Origin of the sequence: Minwuia sp. IMCC3009, from assembly GCF_029909415.1 — a bacterium.
In the GTDB taxonomy this organism is placed as follows: Bacteria; Pseudomonadota; Alphaproteobacteria; order Minwuiales; family Minwuiaceae; genus Minwuia.
In genome coordinates this window covers 3235284-3256092 of sequence record NZ_CP123781.1, presented here as the reverse complement: position 1 = coordinate 3256092, position 20809 = coordinate 3235284, and the positions used below count along the sequence as shown (strand labels likewise).

Annotated in this window: 14 protein-coding genes and 1 tRNA gene; 11 read left to right on the top strand and 4 right to left on the bottom strand. The window is 63.0% G+C overall.

Translation table 11 applies throughout. The annotated features are described in order from the left end of the window. Positions 1 to 79 precede the first annotated feature (79 nt). The gene (locus QGV55_RS15175; protein ID WP_281019810.1) at positions 80 to 955 is read right to left on the bottom strand and encodes an N-formylglutamate amidohydrolase; all 876 of its coding nucleotides are present in this window, start codon (positions 953 to 955) and stop codon (positions 80 to 82) included. A 159-nt stretch (positions 956 to 1114) separates the two neighbouring features. Here QGV55_RS15175 and QGV55_RS15170 point away from each other — a divergent pair, with 159 nt between their 5' ends. The 4 genes from QGV55_RS15170 to QGV55_RS15155 all read left to right on the top strand — a co-directional run bounded on the left by QGV55_RS15170 (position 1115) and on the right by QGV55_RS15155 (position 3874). Further along, on the top strand, positions 1115 to 1507 hold the full coding sequence (locus QGV55_RS15170) for a response regulator (RefSeq protein ID WP_281019811.1): 393 nt from the start codon (positions 1115 to 1117) through the stop codon (positions 1505 to 1507). A gap of 95 nt (positions 1508 to 1602) precedes the next feature. Beyond that, positions 1603 to 1677 (top strand) — tRNA-Gly (locus QGV55_RS15165). Positions 1678 to 1900: 223 nt separating this feature from the next. Next, a complete protein-coding gene (locus tag QGV55_RS15160) occupies positions 1901 to 2968 on the top strand; it encodes a hypothetical protein (protein WP_281019812.1) in 1068 nt (355 codons plus the stop codon). Between the two features lie 21 nt (positions 2969 to 2989). Further along, a complete protein-coding gene (locus QGV55_RS15155) occupies positions 2990 to 3874 on the top strand; it encodes an IS1595 family transposase (RefSeq protein ID WP_281019982.1) in 885 nt (294 codons plus the stop codon). A gap of 99 nt (positions 3875 to 3973) precedes the next feature. Here QGV55_RS15155 and QGV55_RS15150 read toward each other — a convergent pair whose 3' ends face one another. Together QGV55_RS15150 and QGV55_RS15145 are read right to left on the bottom strand one after the other, a co-directional pair. Continuing rightward, a complete protein-coding gene (locus QGV55_RS15150; protein ID WP_281019981.1) occupies positions 3974 to 4840 on the bottom strand; it encodes a hypothetical protein in 867 nt (288 codons plus the stop codon). Positions 4841 to 4944: 104 nt separating this feature from the next. Then, positions 4945 to 6083, bottom strand: a protein-coding gene (locus tag QGV55_RS15145; protein ID WP_281015974.1) for an IS3 family transposase whose coding sequence is annotated in 2 segments (ribosomal slippage) — positions 4945 to 5819 and positions 5819 to 6083 — 1140 coding nt in all. Because the reading frame shifts where the segments join, the coding sequence is not laid out codon by codon here. Positions 6084 to 6252: 169 nt separating this feature from the next. Between QGV55_RS15145 and QGV55_RS15140 the strand changes: the two genes are divergently transcribed. From QGV55_RS15140 to QGV55_RS15120, 5 genes are all read left to right on the top strand, one after another. Beyond that, positions 6253 to 6747, top strand: coding sequence for a leucine-rich repeat domain-containing protein (locus tag QGV55_RS15140; protein ID WP_281019813.1), 495 nt, complete (start codon positions 6253 to 6255; stop codon positions 6745 to 6747). A 164-nt stretch (positions 6748 to 6911) separates the two neighbouring features. Next, the gene (locus QGV55_RS15135; RefSeq protein WP_281019814.1) at positions 6912 to 8876 is read left to right on the top strand and encodes an acetyl-CoA carboxylase biotin carboxylase subunit; all 1965 of its coding nucleotides are present in this window, start codon (positions 6912 to 6914) and stop codon (positions 8874 to 8876) included. Positions 8877 to 8972: 96 nt separating this feature from the next. After that, positions 8973 to 9449: a MarR family transcriptional regulator gene (locus QGV55_RS15130; protein WP_281019816.1), complete on the top strand. Its 477-nt coding sequence runs from the start codon at positions 8973 to 8975 to the stop codon at positions 9447 to 9449. Beyond that, entirely contained in the window at positions 9446 to 10612 is a 1167-nt protein-coding gene (locus QGV55_RS15125) for an HlyD family secretion protein (RefSeq protein ID WP_281023679.1), read from the top strand. Before QGV55_RS15130 ends, QGV55_RS15125 begins: the two co-directional genes overlap by 4 nt. Next, positions 10596 to 12173, top strand: a complete 1578-nt coding sequence (locus tag QGV55_RS15120) for a DHA2 family efflux MFS transporter permease subunit (RefSeq protein ID WP_281019818.1) — start codon at positions 10596 to 10598, stop codon at positions 12171 to 12173. The genes QGV55_RS15125 and QGV55_RS15120 overlap by 17 nt, the downstream gene beginning before the upstream one ends. 4 nt (positions 12174 to 12177) lie before the next feature. On the opposite strand, the gene QGV55_RS15115 is transcribed toward QGV55_RS15120, so the two are convergent. Next, positions 12178 to 13611, bottom strand: coding sequence for an MFS transporter (locus tag QGV55_RS15115; RefSeq protein WP_281019819.1), 1434 nt, complete (start codon positions 13609 to 13611; stop codon positions 12178 to 12180). Between the two features lie 141 nt (positions 13612 to 13752). On the opposite strand from QGV55_RS15115, the gene QGV55_RS15110 reads away from it, so the two are divergent. Then, the gene (locus QGV55_RS15110; protein ID WP_281019820.1) at positions 13753 to 15954 is read left to right on the top strand and encodes a hypothetical protein; all 2202 of its coding nucleotides are present in this window, start codon (positions 13753 to 13755) and stop codon (positions 15952 to 15954) included. A 7-nt stretch (positions 15955 to 15961) separates the two neighbouring features. Beyond that, entirely contained in the window at positions 15962 to 20806 is a 4845-nt protein-coding gene (locus QGV55_RS15105; protein ID WP_281019821.1) for a hypothetical protein, read from the top strand. The last annotated feature ends 3 nt before the right edge of the window (positions 20807 to 20809 follow it).

The window sequence follows — 20809 nt, the reverse complement described above, 5'->3', positions numbered from 1 at the left end:
TGGGCGTTTCCTCCCTAGACTTGGGCCGTCCCGGCAACGGGGCGGCCTATTTTTTTTGCCTGGTGCCGGTATCCGAATGTCAGGTGAACGAGATGCTGGACATGATGCGCCGCACCATTTCCGCCATGTCCTGACTGATCCTATGCAGTTCCGGGCGGCGGGTGAACCGGGCCTCATCCATGTAGAGGGCGCGGTTGATCTCGATCTGCAGCGCATGCAGTCCCATGGCGGGACGTCCGTAGTGTGCGGTGGTGAAACCGCCGGCATAGGGCGCGTTGCGACCGACGCGATAGCCGAGGGCGCTGAGTTCGGTCTCGACCCTGTCGGTCAGATCGCGGTGGCAGGAAGTCCCGAACCGGTCACCCAGCACGATATCCGGCCTGTCACCAACCCTGCGCCCGGCCACCGGCAACGCGATGGAGGGCATGGAGTGGCAGTCGATCAGGATGCACTGCCCGAACTGCGCCAGGGTGGTGTCGACAAGCTCCGCCAGCGCAGCATGGTAGGGGCGGTAGTAGTGTCGGATGCGACGCTCCGCCTCCGCGTAGGGCAGTTTGGCGCGATAGATGTCCTCGCCCCCCGCCACCACCCGGGCAATCGTGCCCAGACCGCCGGCCACGCGCACCGAGCTGGTGTTCGCGTGGGCGGGCAGGTCGTCGTCGAACATGGTCGGGTCCAGTTCGTAGGGTTCCCTGTTCACGTCGCAATAGGCCCTGGGAAACCGGGCCCGCAGCAGCGGGGCGCCCAGACGGCTGGCGGCCAGGAATATCTCCTCGACAAAGCTGTCCTCCGATTTTCGCAGGGCCAGCGTGTCGAGACGGGAGGCCGCCTGAAACTGTGCCGGATAGTCGCGACCGGAATGCGGAGAGGTCAGCACCACGGGCAATGTCTGGCTCGCTGGCTGGTGAATGGCCAGCGGCGGGTCGATCAGGACGAGGCGCGGGTCGATCTGCATGATGTTCAGCTATCCGGCAATCTGTGAGCAATGCAACGCTTTCTTCGCAAATTGGCCTTAACGTGAGTTGAACAGACGCGGTGGACAGTTGTGCAGGACTGGATGGTTCTGCCACCCTGTCGACCGTGACACGGTACAACGGCTCGGGGCGATCAAGGCATGGCGCGCATACTGCTGGCGGAAGATGACAACTCCCTCCGTCCCTATCTCGCACGTGCGCTGCGGCGCGATGGTCATGAGGTCATTGCCGCGCGGGACGGGATCGAGGCCCTGGTGCATCTGGGACCGAATCGTTTCGACCTGCTGCTGGCCGACGTCGTGATGCCGGAGATCGACGGAATCGAGCTGGCGCGCCGGGCCGAGCGGGCGGACCCCAACATCAAGGTCATGTTCATCACCGGTTTCGCCGCCGTCGCGATGCAGTCCAACCGCCGCCATCGCGCCCCCGCGAAAGTGCTCTCCAAGCCGTTCCACCTGAAGGATGTCGTGGCGGAGGTGCGGGAGATGCTGGCGGAAGCGGGGATCGAGGACACGACAAGCCCCACCGGTTGACGCCGTCGCCGGTCGACCCGGCAATCCAGTTGTTGAATGGCTGAAATTGGGGGTTGCCAGTCCCGCCGAACTGGCTTAAATCCCCGACCTCGCGAGCGGGCGTAGCTCAGGGGTAGAGCATAACCTTGCCAAGGTTAGGGTCGTGAGTTCGAATCTCATCGCCCGCTCCAGTTTTCCAGAACATTGGCGTTCTTGCGGTGGATGACCCCGTCCACCCGGAAGTCCAGCTGTCTGGGTGGTGAGGATCTGCAATTTTTAGGCGTGTTGGCTGAAGAAGAAGCGCCCAATGGCGTTAATTCGCTCCGGCTTCATTGAGCCCACTGGCAAGATCCCCGATAGTCTCATATGCTTTGTGACATGGCGTTGGATCATGTCGCTCCGAACCCACAGCTCATGCGTGAACTGGAGCAAGTTGCTAGGGAAGCTGAAGCGGCAGCAGACACTCTGCGCGGTGTCAACCTGCTTCCGCGCGAATTCCCCATTGAAGCGCTGCAGGAAATCTCCAGTTCGCTCAGGCACCTCAAGGATGGAACTGCCGAGGGGTGTCTCGAGCCCCTGAACTTCGCTCGTCATATGCTCCCGCTGGTTCGTCGTGATCACTTCTATTTGGAGGGTGCAGAACCGGATTCGCAGGATGATGACGAAGTATACTTCACGCGTGATTGCCCTTTGGACCTCGCAATCATGCGACTTTACGGAGCGGTTGGAACTGCGCTCGACGAATATAGATCTCAGGCGCAGGAGAAGTATGACGACGCCGTCGTTGCAGAGGAAACCCTCCGGTTCGGAAATGACGGTGCATTTGCCAACATCTCGAGAGGTGCGGAAAATGTTGTTGCCGGATCGCTGTCAGCACGCGCAGATCTCGATCAGATGGCGATTCCAGGCTCCAGGGAGGTCGAAAAGCTTCATCGTCAACTCCAGGATAGTGCCAATCTCGGCCACTCGATCCAATCCCAGATCCGTATCAGACCTGTCGTTGCGCGCTGGTACCATTCTGCGAGCAAGGCGATGTCCATGCTTCCGGACATACTGGTCAAGACGGCTGACGGCATAAGAATTGGCGCCGATGTTGCTCAGATTTGGCACAAGGAATGGAGCGCATTCAATGGGCGCGTTCGGGACCTTGCCTATGATCAGATTCGTGGGCTCGCATCAGCACTTGAGGCTACAAGCGAGCGTCTGAAGGTTTCTCGGCGAAAGCCTGGAGAAGTGGGCGTGCGGCAGAGAGATCCGGATGTGGTCGAAGCCGAGAAAATTGTGCTTGAAATGTTGTTGTCCGGGAAAAAACTTGAAAGTAATTTTGCCCGGAAAGTCGAGATTTTGGATTTTACTGGCGCAAGTGCGGAAATTCAACGTCCGGAAGATTTGGCCCTATTGAAGAATGTCAAAAGCCTGGTGTTTTTCGGGACAAATTTGGGGTCTATCCCCTTGACATACGGTAGGACGGTCACCATCTAAAGGGCATAGGAGAAATGATCCATGCCCAAGCCGACGACAGTCCGTGAATTCTTCAAGCAGTTCCATGATGACGATGCCTGCTTGGCGCACCTGTTCGACGTTCGGTTCGGCCAGGATCACGTCTGCCCCAAGTGCGAGCGTGAAGCCCGCTGGTATCCGATCAAGGCCGAACGCGCCTTCTCCTGCCAGTGGTGCGGTCATCATATCCATCCTACAGTTGGCACGATCTTCGAGAAGTCCCGCACGTCGCTCCAGACGTGGTTCTATGTGATCTTCCTGTTCACCACGACACGACACGGGGTCTCCGCGAAGGAGATCCAGCGTCAGACTGGCGTGACCTACAAGACGGCATGGCGCATGGGCCAGAAGGTCCGTGAGCACATGGCCGAGATCGACGGCGAAGCCCCCTTGGGCGGTGCCGGTCACACGGTCGAGATTGACGAAACCATGGTTGGCGGTGTCCGCAAGGGCAAACGCGGTCGTGGTGCCGCTGGCAAGACGGTCGTATTTGGTATGCTCCAGCGTGAAGGCAACCTGATGCTCAAGGTTGTTCCCAATGTCCGCCGCGCCACTCTCCAGCCGATCATCGAGGCCAACGTTGCCAAAGGCACGATGGTCGATACCGACGAGCTCAAGTCCTACAATGGGCTGTCAGAAGCCGGTTACGACCACGGGACGGTCAATCATTCGACCGGGCAGTACGTTGCCGAAGACGGCACCACGGTCAACGCCATTGAGAACTTCTGGCGTCACCTGAAATGCTCCATCAAGGGAACGCACACCAGCGTATCCCCGGAGTACCTTGAGCGCTACGCCAAGGAATTCGAGTACCGCTTCAATCGTCGGATGCGCCCCGAGACGATGCTTTCGGAGTTGCTTTCGACTTATCCGAAGCAGGACGCTTGATGGCCTTGTCCAGCTTCTCCAGATCGCCGGGGGCGTCCTTCTCATGCTCTCGGATGAACTCTTCCAGCTTGCCTTCTTTCAGAGCCTTGCGAAGCGAGATCATTTGGCCCGAGCATCGCTGACGTACAGCCGCGAAATCTCTCCGTCTTTCAAGACCGGTTTCGCAGTTACGGCTATCGGGATTTGCCCATCCAAAGATCCACTGTAAACGTTCTTTGGCAGAGCCAGTGCGGGATCAGTAACTTTGATCGAAATTCGGCCACCTTCTTCCCCGTCCCAATCCGCAGAACCAGTACCAGTATCGAGGTTCAGTGACCGAATGGTCATTGTTGTTTCCATCTCGTCCGCAACCTCCATTTCACCCTTCGACCTTAACGCTTGAGCAACCGGCTCATCAATGATCGTCGGCGACACTGAATTCTTGTAAATCACCTGATCGTTGCACGAATGCCCTACCGGAGCCGGAAGTTCGCGAAGCGCCGTCCGGTTAACGTGCGTCAGAGCGGTTATTTGCTCCTGCATCCATGCCTTGTCGCGCATCTGGCCCGCGTGAACCACGTTTGCGAATGCATCGTGCCGTTCAGCTTGCTTGTCCAGCATATCAAGCGCCTTCTCGGTCAATTTAGCGTCTCCACTTCCGCGACCAACCACAGCCGACCATATCCACGGCAAAAAACTCTCACCCACTTCAACTAACATAGGGGCATATAACGGCAACTGCGACGAATTCATCAACGCGAATATTTCAAATAATACACCATTCTCTTGGGGTGGGCCAGTGTAAATGCGAAAATCTTGCGCCCTATAATCCTTTCTAACCTCACCTTGAAGGTAAAATCCTAGTATTGATGAAGAAAGACGCCCGACACCGTCAAGTGACTTCGCCAACTGGCGAATCTCAATATGATGGTGGTCAGCATCACGGCCCGTGCAAGAAACCTGCAAAGGCGGCACAATTGAGACCATCATTCCCTCCCCTTATCCGGGAAGGCTGTCACGGTCACGCAACAGAGGTGGTTCGGTTCGTTTGAACAGTTTCGAGCCGTTTCTTAGGTGGATTTTCCGCTTGGTTATGCCGCCACCGGGATTGGTTGCAACTTGATGTGATATGCCTGATCGGGCGTTTGCCCTTCCAGCGATGAATGCGGTCTCCTTGTGTTGTAGAAGGCCAGGTATCGGTCGATGCCCTGTCGGGCGGCTGACACGCTTTCATAGGCGTGCAGATAGACCTCCTCGTATTTGACGCTGCGCCAGAGCCGTTCGACAAACACGTTATCGCGCCAAGCGCCCTTGCCATCCATGCTGATCTGGATGTCGGCGTCCTTCAGCGCCTTGATGAAGTCAATGGACGTGAACTGTGATCCTTGGTCCGAGTTCATGATCTCCGGCTTGCCATATCTGCGCAGGGCATCATTCAAGGCCTCCAGACACGGCGCTGTTTCCAGCGTCACCGACAGCCGCCAGGCCAGAACCTTGCGGCTGAACCAGTCCAGAACGGCGACCAGATAGACGAACCCTCGGGCCATGGGAATGTAGGTAATATCCATGGCCCAGACCTGATTGGGCTGCGTCACGGCCAGCTTGCGCAGCAGGTAGGGATAGATCCTGTGACCGGGCGCAGGCTTGCTGGTGTTCGGTCTGCGATAGAGCGCCTCAATGCCCATCGTTTTCATGCAGGTTGCCACGTGCAGCCGCCCGGCCGTGAAGCCTTCCTGCCGCAGCAACCCTTTCATCATACGGCTGCCCGCGAACGGGTAGTCCATGTGCAACTCGTCAATTCTGCGCATAAGCTTGAGGTCCGCCGCACTGGTCGGGCGCGGCGCGTAATACAGGCTGCCCCGGCTGATCCCGAGAAGCCGGGCTTGCCGTGTCAGGCTCAGCCTGTGGTCCGGGCCCGTCATTTCCTTGCGCTCGGCAACAGACCGGCCTTGTCGAGCGCGCCCTCTAAAAAATCGTTTTCCAGCGCCAGCTGGCCAATCTTCGCGTGCAGGGACTTTACGTCGATCTGCGGCTCTTTCGCGGCCTTTGGCGTGTCATCGAAGACACCCGTTACGCCCTCAAGCAGCTGATCCTTCCACTGCTTGATCTGATTGGGATGCAGGTCGAACTGCGTCGCCAGCTCGCTCATCGTCCTGTCGCCCTTCAGCGCCGCCAATGCGACTTTCGCTTTGAAGGCAGGGCTGTGGTTCCGCCTGGGTCGTCTTGTCATCTTCGCTCCTTCGTCCCGGCAACGCTGCCGGATTGGGAGCAGAAAATCCACCTAACTCAACTGTCCAGATTTGTCGGGCCACCTCTCAACCGCGTCAATCGTTACGTATGCTGAGGGGATAGACCCCACAAATTTTGATATGCTTAGGTGGGGAGCTCACCTTGCTGGTTTGGACAATCTGGAAAGTCTCAAGCTTCCTGAGCAAACAAGTATTCGACCTCTTGAGGAATTGCGGCATCTCACCAGCCTCACGGTGCACGCAAATCAGGTGAGTGACCTGACGGCTCTCGGCAACCTCACCAGCCTCACCAGCCTAAGGGTGCAGGCAAACCAGGTGAGTGACCTGACGGCTCTCGGCAACCTCACCAGCCTCACCAGCCTAAGGGTGCAGGCAAACCAGGTGAGTGACCTGACGGCTCTCGGCAACTTGATTGATCTGAAGAGTTTCTCTATCGCAGGCAATCGACTGTTGGATATCAGCGCTCTTGCCGCATTGAAGAGTTTGCAGGAGCTGGTAATCAGTGATTTTGAGGCCGTCGATCTGGCGCCGTTGGCAGGCTTGCGCCAACTTCGAACAATAGTGATGGGAAATACAACTTTCAGAAACAGTAATATTCTTGATAATGTAATGTTGACTTTGCGCGGCAATAGTTATGAAATTTGATTGATTTCGTTAGAAATCTGTCTTTTGAGAATTTTTTCTCATCATTTTCGATGTCATCCATTTTGGCGTGGTGAGGTCGCCTATGCGTTACGGAGGCTTCCCGACGGCAGAACATTGTTCTAGCTTCCCCGGGGTAGCTCACGACGGCCTTGGGGAGGGCGCAGATGACGATCCGGACCTTGCTGGTTGCCAACCGTGGCGAGATCGCCTGTCGGGTCATTCGCACCGCGAAGCGGCTGGGAATTCGAACCGTGGCCGTGCATTCGGCCGCCGATACCGGCGCGCCGCACGTGGCTATGGCGGATCAGGCCGTCCTGATCGGCCCGGCCCCCGTGGGCGAGAGCTATCTTTCCGTGGAACGGATACTGGCGGCAGTGGCGGCAAGCGGGGCGGATGCCGTGCATCCCGGCTATGGCTTCCTGAGCGAGAACGCCGGGTTTGCCAGCGCCTGTGCCGATGCGGGGCTGACCTTTGTCGGCCCCCCCATCGAGGCGATTGACCTGATGGGGGACAAGGCGCGGTCGAAGCTGCGCATGATCGACGCGGGCGTGCCCTGTGTGCCGGGCTATCAGGATGCGGAGCAGGACGACGCCCGCCTGCTGGCCGAGGCGGAACGGATCGGTTTCCCGCTGATGGTGAAGGCCAGTGCCGGTGGCGGCGGGCGCGGCATGCGTCTGGTCGACGATCCGGCGAAGCTGGAGCGGGCGCTGAAGACCGCGCGGTCGGAGGCGAAGAATGCCTTCGGCGATGATCGCCTGATCCTGGAGCGTGCGGTGGTGCGGCCCCGGCATGTGGAGATCCAGGTCTTTGCGGATTCCCATGGCAACGTCATTCACCTGGGGGAGCGTGACTGCTCCGTCCAGCGCCGCCACCAGAAGGTGATCGAGGAAGCGCCGAGCCCTGCCGTGACGCCGGAGATCCGCGCGGCCATGGGGGAGGCGGCCGTGCAGGCTGCGAAGTCCATCGGCTATCGCGGAGCGGGCACCGTGGAGTTCCTGCTGGACGAGAGTGGGGCCTTCTATTTCCTGGAGATGAACACCCGCCTGCAGGTGGAGCATCCGGTAACGGAGATGATCACCGGCACCGACCTTGTCGAATGGCAGATCCGGGTGGCGGAAGGTGCCGAACTGCCGCTGACGCAGGAACAGGTGAGCCTGAGCGGGCATGCCATCGAGGTCCGGCTCTATGCCGAGAGTCCGGCCAAGGGATTCCTGCCGCGCACCGGCACTGCCCACCGCTGGCGGGTGCCGGAGGGAGAGGGTGTGCGTGTCGATGCCGGCCTGTCGGAGGGGCAGGAGATCACACCGTTCTATGATCCGATGATCGCCAAGATCATGGCGCATGGACCGGACCGGGATACGGCGCGCATCCGTCTGGCGAACGCCTTGCGCCGGACCGAGCTGCTGGGGCTGGAGACCAACCGTCGCTTTCTGATCGATGCGCTGGAGAATGCCACCTTCGCCGCGGGCGGTGCGACAACGGCCTTCATCGAGACCGAGTTTCCCAAGGCCAGTCTGGCCCATGCGGAAGCGACGGATGCGGATCTGGCTCTCGCCGCGGTGATCCTGTTCCGTCACCATCTCGGCGATGTGCCGCCCGCCTGGCAGGGCTGGCGCAGTTCCGGCCAGACCCCCCGCAGCCCGATGGTGCTGGAGGTGGCTGGGGAGAGCACGGAACTGTCCGTGATCTGGCACGGTGGAGATGATTGCCAGGTGAGTATCGGCGAGGCGTCCCTGGCGTTTGACGGCTGCTGCTTCGGTGAGGGCGAGATTGTCTGGCGTCAGGACGGGGCCAGCCATCGTGCCATCTTCGCCATCGTGGATGACCGGCTGCACCTGCAGACCGAAAGGGCGGATCTGATTGCGGAGGAGACCACGTGGCGGGACCGCGCGGCAGCGGCGGCGGACAGCGATGGTGCCATCGCGGCACCCATGAACGGGCGGGTGCTGAAACTGCTGGCGAAGACGGGTGACCAGGTGAAGAAGGGCCAGGTGGTCGCGATCCTGGAAGCGATGAAGATGGAGCACGAGATCGTCGCGGGCGCATCCGGCAAGGTCACGGAAGTGACGGTCGAGGAAGGCGCGCAGGTCGCACCCCGCACGTTGCTGATGTCCGTCGATGCCGGGTGAAGGCCTGCAACGGTGACTCCCAGGTGTCGGAAGTCCGCATGGCCGGTGCCGGTGAAACGCATTGGTGAAAATTGATTAGCTTGCTAATGATTTCCCATGAGCACACAGGAAGACGAGATCAGGATCGGCTTCGCGCTGGCCATGGTGCGCATGTCGCGTCGCTGGCGGTGGAAGCTGGATCAGCGCCTGCGGTCAACCGGACTGACCCAGGCGCGCTGGACGGCATTGCTGCAGATCGCGCGCGGTGGTGACGGCATGCAGCAGACCCAGCTTGCCGATCATATCGGGATCGAGGGACCGACTCTGGTGCGCCTGCTGAATTCGCTCGAAGCGGCTGATCTGATCCAGCGCCGGGCAGATCCCCGTGACCGCCGGGCCAAGACAGTTCATCTGACGGAGCGTGCGATCCCCGTGCTGGCGGAGATCGAGGCCATAGCCGACGGATTGCGCCAGGAAGTGACGGAAGGATTCGCGCCGGCCGAACTTGCCCGCTGTACCGAGATCTTCGACATCATGCGGGCACGCCTCGACGGCGAAAGTGCCGGAGAACCGGCTCAGGGCAGGGCCGCATGAACGCCCCCACGACCCCGGAACTGACCATGTCGGAGCAGGGTGGCCGTCGCGAAGGCCGCCGCGGACGCATCGTCCGCCTTGTCGTTCTGGCCGTGGTGCTGGGGGCGGGCCTGTGGTTCGGTGCCAAGTGGTTCCATGACCGTCAGGTGCATGTCTTCATCATTGATTCCCGTATCGCCTCCGACATGGTGACGATCAGCGCGCAGGAGGCCGGGCGCGTGGTCGATCTGCAGGTCGGGACAGGCGATCTGGTGAAACCCGGTCAGGTGCTGGTCAGCATGGACAAGCGCACCGTGCGCTTGCGGATCCTGGAGGCGCGGTCGGAGATCGACCGGATCGTGGCCCAGCGGGCCCGGCTGGAGGCGGAGCGCAGTCTGATCATCCGGCGCAACAGTTCCGCCCTGAAGGTGGCGAAGGCCCATATCGATGTCGCCGTTGCCGCCGAGAATGCGGCCAGCGCCACGCGCGCCAGCGCCGAGACCGAACTCAAGCGCGGTGAGAAGCTGTTCCAGCGCAAGGTGATCGCGGCGCAGCGCCTGGACGGGCTGCGTACCACCTTCACCAATGCCGACCGGCAGTTGCTGCAGGCGCGCGCCGCCGTGCGGGAGGCCGAGGCGGAACTGGGCGAGGTCGAGGCCGAGGAGATCCGGGTCGCGGTGATCGAACAGGAACTCAGCGCCCTGACCGCCGAGGCCGCAGCCTTGCAGGCGCGCCTGGAGCAGCATGAGGTGCAGCTCTCCGATCTGGATATCATCAGCGGAATCAACGGCATCGTGGACCGGACCTTCGTCGAGGAAGGCGAATATGTCCGGCCCGGCACGCGCCTGCTGATGCTGCATGATCCGGAGAATGTCTGGGTTGCGGCGAACGTGAAGGAAACCGAGATCAACCGCTTCGCGGTCGGTTCGACGGCTGCGATCACCGTTGACGCCTATCCCGACATGAAACTTTCCGGCCGTGTCACCTGGATCGGCCCGGCGGCCACCAGCCAGTTCGCCCTGCTGCCCAATCCGAACCCGTCGGGCAACTTCACCAAGGTGACGCAGCGGGTGCCGGTTCGCATCGACATTCAGGGGCAACGGTCGCTGTTGCGTCCGGGCATGATGGTTGAAGTCGTCATTGATACCGGTGAGCCCGGTGCGGGTGATGCCGGAAACAACTGAGGTCCTTTTCCAGCGTTTCGGCCCCGGCTATCGCTGGCTGGCCATGCTGACGGCCATGTCGACGACGATTTCGGCAGTGCTGGCCGCCACCATCGTGAATGTTGCCATTCCTGACATCATGGGCGCTTTCGGTATCGACCAGATCACGGCCCAGTGGCTTTCCACGGGCTTCCTGGCCTCGATGACCGGAACGATGCTGCTGGTGGACTGGTGCATGAAGTCCTTCGGACAGCGGGCAACGATGCTTTTCTGTCTGGGACTGTTCCTGCTGGGTGGCCTGCTGGGCGGTCTCAGCACATCCACCGACGCCCTGATTCTCAGCCGTATCCTGCAGGGGGCGGCCGCCGGCGTGATCCAGCCCATGGCCATGGTCTCCGTCTATCAGGTGTTCCCGCCGGAAAAGCGCGGCACGGCCATGGGCCTCTATGGCGTCGGCGTCGTGATGGCCCCGGCGGTGGGACCTTTCATCGGCGGCCTGCTGGTGGATGGCTTCGGCTGGCGCTACGTCTTCTTTGCCGGGGTGCCGATGGCCATGATCGGCATCCTGCTGTCATCCATCTTCCTGCCGTCGGGGGCCACGGCGGACGAGCGGCCGAAGTTCGACTGGATCGGATTCGGCCTGCTGGTGGGATTCCTGATCAGCCTGCTGACGGCCTTCACGGACGGCCAGATCGATGGCTGGCGTGACACATGGGTCATCGGCCGCTTCGTCCTGGCCGGTGCGGCCTTTGTCATCTTCGTGTGGTGGGAACGGATAACACCGCTGCCGATGCTGCAGATCCGCATCTTCCTGCAACCGGGCTTCATCGGGGCCGGGATCATCAGTTTCGTGCTGGGCGCGGGCCTGTTCGGCTCCACCTACCTGATCCCGCTGTTCGTGCAGACGATCCAGGGACTGACCCCGACCCAGTCGGGCCTTCTGCTGGTGCCAGCCGGTCTCTCGATGATCTGCCTGATCCCGATCACCGGCCGCCTGGCCGACCGTTACGAGCCGGGCTACATCACCGGTTTCGGGCTGACCCTGTTTGCCCTGTCCTTCTATCTGCTCTCGTCGGCGGACGTGAACACCGACTTCCTCACCCTGGCCGGGCTTATCATGATCAGCCGCATGGGCATGGGCTTCATCTTCCCCTCGCTCAGCGCCGGGTCGCTGCGGCTGCTGCCCATGCACCTGCTGGCACAGGGCTCATCCACCATGAACTTCACCCGCCAGCTCGGCGGGGCGTTCGGCGTCAACCTGCTCGCCATCCTGCTGGATCAGCAGACCGGGTTCTTCCAGGACCTGCTGGCAGCGACACAGGAACCGTCCAATCACGTGACGGAGGCCTACCTGGCACAGATCGCCGAGATAGCGGCTGCCGCCGGGCTCTCGGATGTGCAGCAGGCCGCTGTGGCGACAGAGCATCTCAGCCGTGCGGTACTGTTGCAGGCCAGCCAGCAGGGGTTCCACGTCTCGTTCCAGGCCAGCGCCTTCAGTTTCCTGATTGCACTGTTCGGTGCCTGGCACATGGTCAGGGGACGGAAACGGTCGCTGACGGCGCCCGCACCGGCGACGGCCTGAGCGGTCAGGGTTTCCGGCCGTCGTCCCCGGTTTCGGGTTGCGCGTCATCCGTCGTGGCGGATTCCGGCTCCCCGATCCCGTCCGCATCAGCCCCATCGGCATCAGCCCCATCGGCATCAGCCCCATCGGCATCAGCCCCATCGGCATCAGCCCCTGACCCTTCCGGGACATCATCCCCGGTCTCGCTGGTCTCCGGCACCTCCGAATCGTCCTGGGTCGAAAGGCCGGTATCCATCGGCAGGATGGTCAGGCCTGCGGTGGCAGCCTCGACGAAATCGCCCCGCTCGGCCTCGGGCACCGGATCCCGGCGGCGGATACGGAGGATGACAAACCCGGCAAAGATCACATGGATCGCCGCGGTAAAGAAGAACAGCCCGCCTGTCCCGGCCTGGGAAATCACGATGGAGGCCAGGATCGGGCCGACGACCGCCCCGGCGGCGTAGGTCAGCAGCAGACCGCTCGCCGCCTCCACGAAGCTCTTGCCCTCGACGAAGTCGTTGGCATGGGCGACGCACAGCGAATACAGCGGGAAGGCGAAGACGCCGAAGATGAAACCGATGATCATCAGCAGTGTCTGGCCACTCGCCCCGAATATCCCCAGCCCGATTCCCGACAGGGCCGCGAGCCCGGCGACGACAACGATCAGCCGTCGCCGGTCCATCCGGTCGGAAATCTTGCCCAGCGGGTACTGACCGGCGGCACCGCCGATCACGGCCACGGCGATGAAGATGGCCGCCAGTGCGGTATTGCTGGTGCCGCCCTGTGCGACGACAGGTGCCAGCGCCCAGAATGCGCCATTGGTGACACCGACGACGAAACTGCCGATGAAGCCCACCGGTGACAGGCGCAGCAGGTAGCGGATGCGGACCCCGATCTGTTCCGGCGGTGCCGGACTCTCCGATTTGGTCATGGCCACCGGAACAGCGGCCCAGGAGATCAGGATCGAGGCCATCAGGAACAGCGGGAAACCTTCCGGGTTGCCGAAGGCGATCATCAGCTGGCCAATCGAGATCACTGTCAGGTTGATGGCGGTATAGACGGAGAAGACCAGCCCACGCGTCTCGTTCGTGGATTTCTCGTTCAGCCAGCTCTCGATGACCATGAACAGGATCGCGACACAGGCGCCGGAGAGCAGCCGGACCGCCCACCAGACCATCGGTTCGGTCACCAGGGCGTGGACAAGGGCGGAGGTGGAGGAGATGGCGACGACAGCGGCGAAGGTGCGGATGTGTCCGGCCCGGCGGATCAGGATGGCCCCGCGCCAGCAACCCAGCGCAAAGCCAACGAAATAGGCGGAACCCAGGACACCGATCTCGACGGAACTGTAGGCTTCCAGCTGCGCGCGCATGGGCAGAAGGGTCGATTGCAGGCCGTTGCCCATCAGCATGAAGGCGACACTGAGCAACAGGGCTGCTACAGGGGCAAGGGCGCGCAGCATGGTTGGTTCCTTCCGCATCGGATCGGGCCAGCCAAACAGATCATGCGCGGCATGGCAATTGCTTGATTGACCTGTGTTATCCTGATTCGCCTTCGGGCAGACAAACGATGCCGTCACTGCCTGGTGACGGGGGAGAGTAGGTTGCGTTTCATCCTCACAATGCTGTTCACCCTTCTGACCCTCACCGCCAACGCGGCTGAGGCGCCACGGACGGTGCTCGCCTTCTACAACCAGAATGGCGACGAACTGCGGTCCAATCCGCTGCACATGCTGGCCGAGATGCCGTTCAACCACCTGGGCCTGAAGCTGGAGTATCACGATATCGAGGATCCGTTGCCCCTCGATGCCGTGACCGACCCGTCCATCGCCGGTGTGATCACCTGGTTCGACAATGGTGCCATCCGGCGGCCGGCGGCTTTCCTGGACTGGCTCGAAGAGATGGTCATTGCCGGCAAGAAGTACGTCTCGTTCGGCGACATGGGCTTTCTCGGCGCCAACGACGGTTCCCCCGTGCCGACGCGCGCCAGGACCAACCGCTTTCTGGAGCGCATCGGCGTACGCATCCTGGGTGAATGGACGAATGTCACCTTCGATACCGAAGTTGTGATGCGCGATCCCGACATGGTGGATTTCGAACGGGTGATGGCCGGAAAGCTGCCACCGCACGAGCGCTATGAGGTCGTGGAGGGGGTCGGTACGTCCCACCTGCGTGTCCGCCGGAAACAGGATGGGTCGACCAGCGATGTCGTCGTCACATCGGACAATGGTGGCTTCGGGGAGATCGGCTGGGTCAATTATCGTGATCCGGTCTTCTTCAGGACCCAGTGGTACATCAACCCCTTTGCCTTCATCCGTCGCGTGTTCGACACGGACAAGCTGCCCAAGCCCGATACCACGACCCTGAGCGGCCGCCGTATCTACTTCAGCCACATCGACGGCGACGGCTGGCGCAACGTCTCGCTGGTGAAGGGATACCGCAAGGACCAGATCTATTCGTCCCGGGTTGTACTGGAGCAGGCCATCGCACCCTATCCCGACCTGCCGATCACGGTCGGCCCCATCGCGGCTGACCTGGACCCGGAATGGTCGGGTGATCCGGAAGCGCAGCAGCTCGCGCGGGAGATCTTCGCACTGCCGCAGGTCGAGGTGGCGCACCACACCTACAGCCATCCGTTCGAGTGGGGTTTCTACGAGGACTACACGGCCCTGAAGGAAGCGCCCTTCACCGGGCTGTACAAGCATCTTGATCGCGCTGCCTGGACCGAGGAGGTGCTGGAGAGTGATGCAGCCAAGCCGTCGGGTCTGCTGGCCGCTGTTTACGATGTGCCGCGCGGCTTTGGCAGCAAGCCGTTCGTCCTGGAGCGGGAGTTCGGCGAGGCATCGCGCTATGTGGAGCAGTTCGCGCCACCGGGAAAGAAGGTGGAGGTCGTCCTCTGGTCGGGCAATACATCCCCGACACCGGACATGATCGCGGCTTCGCGGCAGGCCGGGCTGCTGAACATCAACGGCGGTGACTCCCGTTTCGATCCGGAGTTTCCGTCCGTAAGCTATGTTCCGCCCGTGGGCCGAACCTTCGGCGGGCAGGTGCAGATCTTCGCCGTCAACAGTAACGAGAATACCTATACCGATCTGTGGACCGGCCGCTACTTCGGCTATCAGGATCTGATCCTGACGCTGCGCAATACCGAGAGCCCGCGTCGCCTGAAGGGGATCAACGTCTACTACCACATGTATATCGGGGAGCGCCCGGCGGCGCTGCAGGCCCTGCTGAAGAACCTGGAGTTCGCCCGCAGCCAGCGTATCACCCCCATCACGACGAGCCATTACGCCAGCATCGGAGAGGGGTTCTATACCACCCGTTTCGAAAGGCCGGGACCCGACCACTGGCGGGTACTGGATCGCGGTCGGATGCAGACGATCCGTCACGACAATGCCGATGACCGCGTTGTCGACATGGGGTCGGCAGTCGGGGTTCTGGGCTACACCCACTATCAGGGAAATCTCTATGTCGCGCTGGATGAAGCGGTCGCGGAGCCGGAATACAGGCTGGTCGCGCGCGGGACGCTGCCCGTGGAACCATCACTTGTCGATGCGCGCTGGCATCTGTGGGATCTGACCCGGGACGGCAACGCGCTGCGCATGACGGGGGAGGGGTTCGGCCATGGCGAGATGCAGTGGCGTGGCATGAAGCCTGGCCAATGGCGGGCCGAAGCGACCCTGCCGGACGGTTCCATTGTCAGCGACGAACAGACGGTCGGCTCCGATGGTGTGCTGATCGTGGAACTGCCGACCCATGCCTACGCGCCGGTGGCCATCGTGATCCGCCCGGCGGAAGCAGGCTGACGATACCGTGCGCCTGAACCTGATCCTGCTGGTTGTTGTCGTTGTCCTGGGCGTCGGGCTCAGCCTGTTGCTGATCCCGAGCAAGAAGGACGTGGCACTGCTGCAGTTGCGGTCGGACAAGGTGGACCTGGCGCGGGACACGCTGCAGGAACGGCTGGATGCGGGCGACACCTCCGTCGTGGTCGTGGCTTCGCTGGCCGATATTGCCCTGCATGACGGGGACATCGGAAAGGCGATACGGGTGATGGAAGCCTATATTGCCCGCCGCCCCAAGGACATCGGCGCGAAACGGAAGCTGGCCGAATTCTATCGGTTCGCCCAGCGTCAGGATGATTTCGTGCGGACGCTGGCGGAGGTTGTTGCGGCGGAGCACAAGCCGGAGGAGGAGCGACAGCTCGTCGATCTGTATCGCTACCGTGGTGACTACGCGAAGCTGGAGGCGGGCCTTGCGCAACTGATCGACGACGGCAATGCCCGGCCCGCTGACTTTCTCGAGGCCGCCGAACTTGCTGCTGCTGATCAGAAACCGCTGAAGGCCCTGGCGTATCTGGAACGCATGTGGCGCAGCAACCCGACTGCTTTCGAGATCCGCTCCGTGAAGCTCTACGCCATGATCGCCGGAACCTATGGTGAGGATGACCGGGCTGCCGACGTTGTCGCCCGCTTCGCGGAGGCCAAGGGCAATCGGGCCGCCATCCTGCCGATCATCCGCGAGGCCGCCGAGCGCGATCAGAACGCGCTGGGGATTCGCCTGCTGCGCGCGTTCGAGGGCGAGCTGTATCTCTCACCGCCGCTGCTGGTGTTCTGGGCGCAGATGCAGGATGGTCTCGATCGCGCGACCGTGGCGCTTGAACGTCTCGTGGCGCTGGACAAGGCGGACAGGCTGCCGGACCTGGCGTTCCCGGTCTTCATCGACCTTGCAATGCAGGGGCAGGAGATCGACCTGCTGGAGCAGGTGTCCCTGCGGCGCGACCACTCCGGGCTGACCGACTTCCGTCTGCGTGCCCTGGGTGATGTTGCCGTGGCATACCGTCGGCAGGCGCTGGCGCAGAAGCTGCTGGGGGAACTGGAAGCACCGTTCCGGACCGCCCACCCGGCACTGATGGCGGAGTTGCTGTTGAGTGTCGGGCGTCGTGACGATGCGGTGGTCGAGGTGCAGCGGGCAGCGGCAGAGGCCGATCTGCCCGCACATGAGCAGTTTCGCCTGGCGCGCGCCTGGCTGAAGCTGGGCGAGGACCAGAAGGCCGCGCAGTTGCTGGACAGGATCGCGGCACGTCCCGACCTGAACGCGGCGATGATCCGCGCACTGACGCAGCTCTATATCGACACGGAACGGCTGCAGGCCGGGCTGGCCGCCTTCAACAGTCTGCGGCGCACCAATCCCTCCCCTGCGGCAGAGGCAGGCTGGGCGCGGATCGCGGCGAAGGCGGGCAAGGACAAGGCCCTGCTCGCCTGGCTGCAGCAACAGGGACTGGTCGATCGTGATGTCCTGACGGACATCGTCGCGCTCGCCACACCAGGACTTGCACCCGTCTCGGCCCTGTTCGCGGCCGAGCGGCTGTTCCGGGACCATCCGGATCGTGAATCCCGCCGCCTCTATGGTCAGGCGCTTACTGCCAACGGGCGTACAGGCCAGGCTCTTGCGGTACTCGAAGTCCTGTTGCCGGGGGATGCGGAGGATGCGGAAACCTGGGTGGAGGCCCTGAATGCCGCCAACCGCAGGGCGGATGCGCTGGCCTTCCTGCTGGAGCGCGGCGCAGATACGGCCCTGCCGCCCCAACTGGCGGACGACCTGATCACCCTTGCCATCGATCAGGGGCAATCCGCACTGGCATTCGCGGAGTTGCAGCGCCAGGACCCGACCCGTCTGCCGGGGGATACTGTCGCCTATCTGGCGGAGACCGCGGCACTGGAAGGCCGGTTCGAACTCATCGACAAGCTGCTGTCCACGCTCGGTCCGGCGTTCCTGCAGGCGCGACCCGTCACCGCCGCCCGTATCGCCATCGCGCGCAATGACCGCGAGGCTGCAGCGGAATGGCTGGCCAGGGCCAGTGCCCTGCCGGACCTGCGCCTGAATGACCGCATCGATCTGGCGCGGGTGCAGGCAGAGCTTGGTGATCAGGCGGGTGCCCTGAAGCGCCTGGAAGGTCTGGCCCGCGATCCGGACACACCGGCATGGGCAATCGGCAATCTCGCCGCCCTCTATCTGGAACTGGATCGCGCCCGCGATGGCCTGCCGCTGATGCGGTCCCTGGCCGAGCAACGCTCCGAGACCCAGGTTCAGGCTGGCTGGGCACGGCTGGAGACCCGTGCCGGTGATCCGCGAAAGGTGCAGGAGTGGCTGACCCGTGCCCGCGTAACGAACCGGCAGTTGCTGGAGGACATCTACTTCCTGGCGGCGGAGAGCGGGGCGGAGCCCCTGGCCTTCGATGCCGCGACGCGCCTCTACCAGCTGCAGCAGGATGAGCGCACGCGCCGGATCTATGCCAATGCCCTCATCGCGCGCGGTCGGGCGGAGGAGGCCTTGCCGATCCTGAAGGAATTGCTGCCCGGTACACCGGAGGATGCGGAAGCCTATGTCGCCGCACTTTCCGCAGTGGGACGGAAGCCGCAGGCGCTGGCCTTCCTGCAGGATCGCGCGGCAGGCGAGCCGCAGCCATTGCTGCTCGCCGACGACCTGATGGCGCTGGCCATCGAACTGGACCAGCCGCAACTCGCCTTTGCCGAAGCGCGGCGGCAGAATCCGCGCCTGCTGCCGGAAGACACGATTGCCTCGCTGGCCGAGAATGCGGCGGAGGAAGGCGACTTCGCCCTGATCGACTGGCTGCTGGCGGAAACCGGCCAGGACTTCCTGGCCAGACGGCCGGCCATGGCGGCGCGTATCGCGGTCGCACGGGGTGACAACAAGGCCGCGCGGGAATGGGTCGAGAAGGCGCTGGCTGTTCCGAACCCGCCCCTTGCCACGCGACTGTCCATCGCGCGGACGCTGACCGATCTGGGCGAGAATGCGCGTGCGCTGGCGTTGCTGGAGACCGTGGTGCGTGATCCCGCGACACCACCCTTTGCCATTGCCAATCTCGCCAACCTCTACCTCGAACTCGGCAAGGCGAGGGAGGGGCTGCCGCTGCTGCGGAGCCTGCGGGAACAGCGGCCCGCGCCGCAGGTGCAGGAGGGCTGGGCGCGACTTGAGACCCAGTCGGGCACGGCCGAACCGGTGCTTGCCTGGCTGAAGGCGACACCGCAGCCCGGCCGTCAGGTGCTCTCCGACATCTATTATCTCGCCGCGCAGGGGGCGAAACCCGATCTGGCGTTCGCGGCAGCGGAGAAGCTGCAGCGGCTCTATCCGGGCAACGAGGCATCGCTCGTCTGGGGCCAGGCACTGACCGCGGCCGGTCGGGCGGAGGAAGCGGTGCCGATCCTGCGCGCCCTGCTGCCCGGGACAGCGGAGGTCCGCAGTGCCTATGTCGCGGCCCTTGGCCGTGGCGGTGACCCGGCGGACCTGCGCCGCTTTGCGGAAACCGCACTTGCCGATCCGACCATGGATGCGGCCACGCGGGAGGGATTGCTGTTCGCCCTGCTGGACGCGGGACTGGGGGATGTGGCGCTGCCGGCCCTGCGCGATCTGGCAAAGGCCGACCCGGCGAAGTGGGATGAGGCCTATGTGCAGGCGCTGCGTCTGGCCAAGGCGGACAAGGAACGCGGCGATGTCATCGTCCGGCGCCTGCAATCCAACCCGCCCGCAGCCCGGCGCGACCTGCTGCTCTACGAATTGCTGGAGGTTGCCGGACCCGTCCGCGCCCTGCCGTTCCTGGAGAAGATCGCGCGGGCGGAGCCGACCGGCCCCTGGCCCCCGGTGTATGAGGAGGCGCTGGCGACCGCCGGCCGACAGGACGATCTGATCGCCTGGGTGACGCTGCGGTCGATCGACAAGCGTCTGAGTGACCAGGATCGCCGCAATGCCGCGTTCCGGCTGCTTGATCTGGGGGCCAAACCGGCGGCTGAGCAGGCCTTCAGCCTGCTGGCACAGGATGCGCGACCGGATTCGCCCGATGTGCAGCAGCTCGTGTTTCTCTGGGGGCCGCGCCCGCCGGAACGCGGGCTGGAATGGCTCTCGCGCCGTGCCCGGTCCGCAGGAACCGCTGCAGAGCGTGCGGCCTGGCTGCAACTGCTGAATGACGTCGGCGCCACGTCGCGGACCATCGCGCTCGTGGCGCCCGGACCACCATTGTCGGGGACGGATCCGGTGCTCGCCCCCTACATCAATGCGCTGATCGCGGAACGTGGCTTCGATGAGGTGGGGCAGGTGCTCAGCCGCCTGATCCCGCCGACTGACGAGACTCGACCCCTGCTGCAGATGGCGGACTGGGCGGAACAGGCTGCCAAGCCGGACGTGGCGGTCCAGGCCTGGGAGAAGTTGCTGGGCCGGATCGGCGATGATCCCGACCGGTTGCTGCAGGCAGGCCGCACCTTTGCGTTCGCCGGGCGCGCCGAGAAGGCGGTCGAGGTCCTGGACCGGTTCTTCCGCGTTGCCGACGCCGAGCAGCGCGCCGACCATCGGCCCTGGTACTACTACGGGCTGTCCCTTTCTGGCATGAACCGCCCGCAGGAGGGCCGTGCCGCCTATCGCGAGATGCTGAAACGCATTGCCGCGAAGGGGGAGGATGACTTCGAGACCCGGCGCCGGAAGGCGACCGGCCTCAGTGCCATTGGTGCGGATGAGGAGGCGGTTGCGGTCTACGAAGGGCTTGTCGCGGAACGCCCCACCGACCGTTCCCTGCTGGCCGATTATGTTGCCTTGCTGATCGAGATGGAACGCTTCGACCGGGCGGAGCAGTTGCTGCGCCAGAACTGATCC

Bases quoted from the DNA above. Each gene is read 5' to 3' on its own strand.
- QGV55_RS15160 (WP_281019812.1), top strand. From the start codon at position 1,901: ATGCGTGAACTGGAGCAAGTTGCTAGGGAAGCTGAAGCGGCAGCAGAC.
- QGV55_RS15130 (WP_281019816.1), top strand. From the start codon at position 8,973: ATGAGCACACAGGAAGACGAGATCAGGATCGGCTTCGCGCTGGCCATG.
- QGV55_RS15135 (WP_281019814.1), top strand. From the start codon at position 6,912: ATGACGATCCGGACCTTGCTGGTTGCCAACCGTGGCGAGATCGCCTGT.
- QGV55_RS15125 (WP_281023679.1), top strand. From the start codon at position 9,446: ATGAACGCCCCCACGACCCCGGAACTGACCATGTCGGAGCAGGGTGGC.
- QGV55_RS15115 (WP_281019819.1), bottom strand. From the start codon at position 13,611: ATGCTGCGCGCCCTTGCCCCTGTAGCAGCCCTGTTGCTCAGTGTCGCC.
- QGV55_RS15120 (WP_281019818.1), top strand. From the start codon at position 10,596: ATGCCGGAAACAACTGAGGTCCTTTTCCAGCGTTTCGGCCCCGGCTAT.
- QGV55_RS15170 (WP_281019811.1), top strand. From the start codon at position 1,115: ATGGCGCGCATACTGCTGGCGGAAGATGACAACTCCCTCCGTCCCTAT.
- QGV55_RS15155 (WP_281019982.1), top strand. From the start codon at position 2,990: ATGCCCAAGCCGACGACAGTCCGTGAATTCTTCAAGCAGTTCCATGAT.
- QGV55_RS15150 (WP_281019981.1), bottom strand. From the start codon at position 4,840: ATGGTCTCAATTGTGCCGCCTTTGCAGGTTTCTTGCACGGGCCGTGAT.
- QGV55_RS15175 (WP_281019810.1), bottom strand. From the start codon at position 955: ATGCAGATCGACCCGCGCCTCGTCCTGATCGACCCGCCGCTGGCCATT.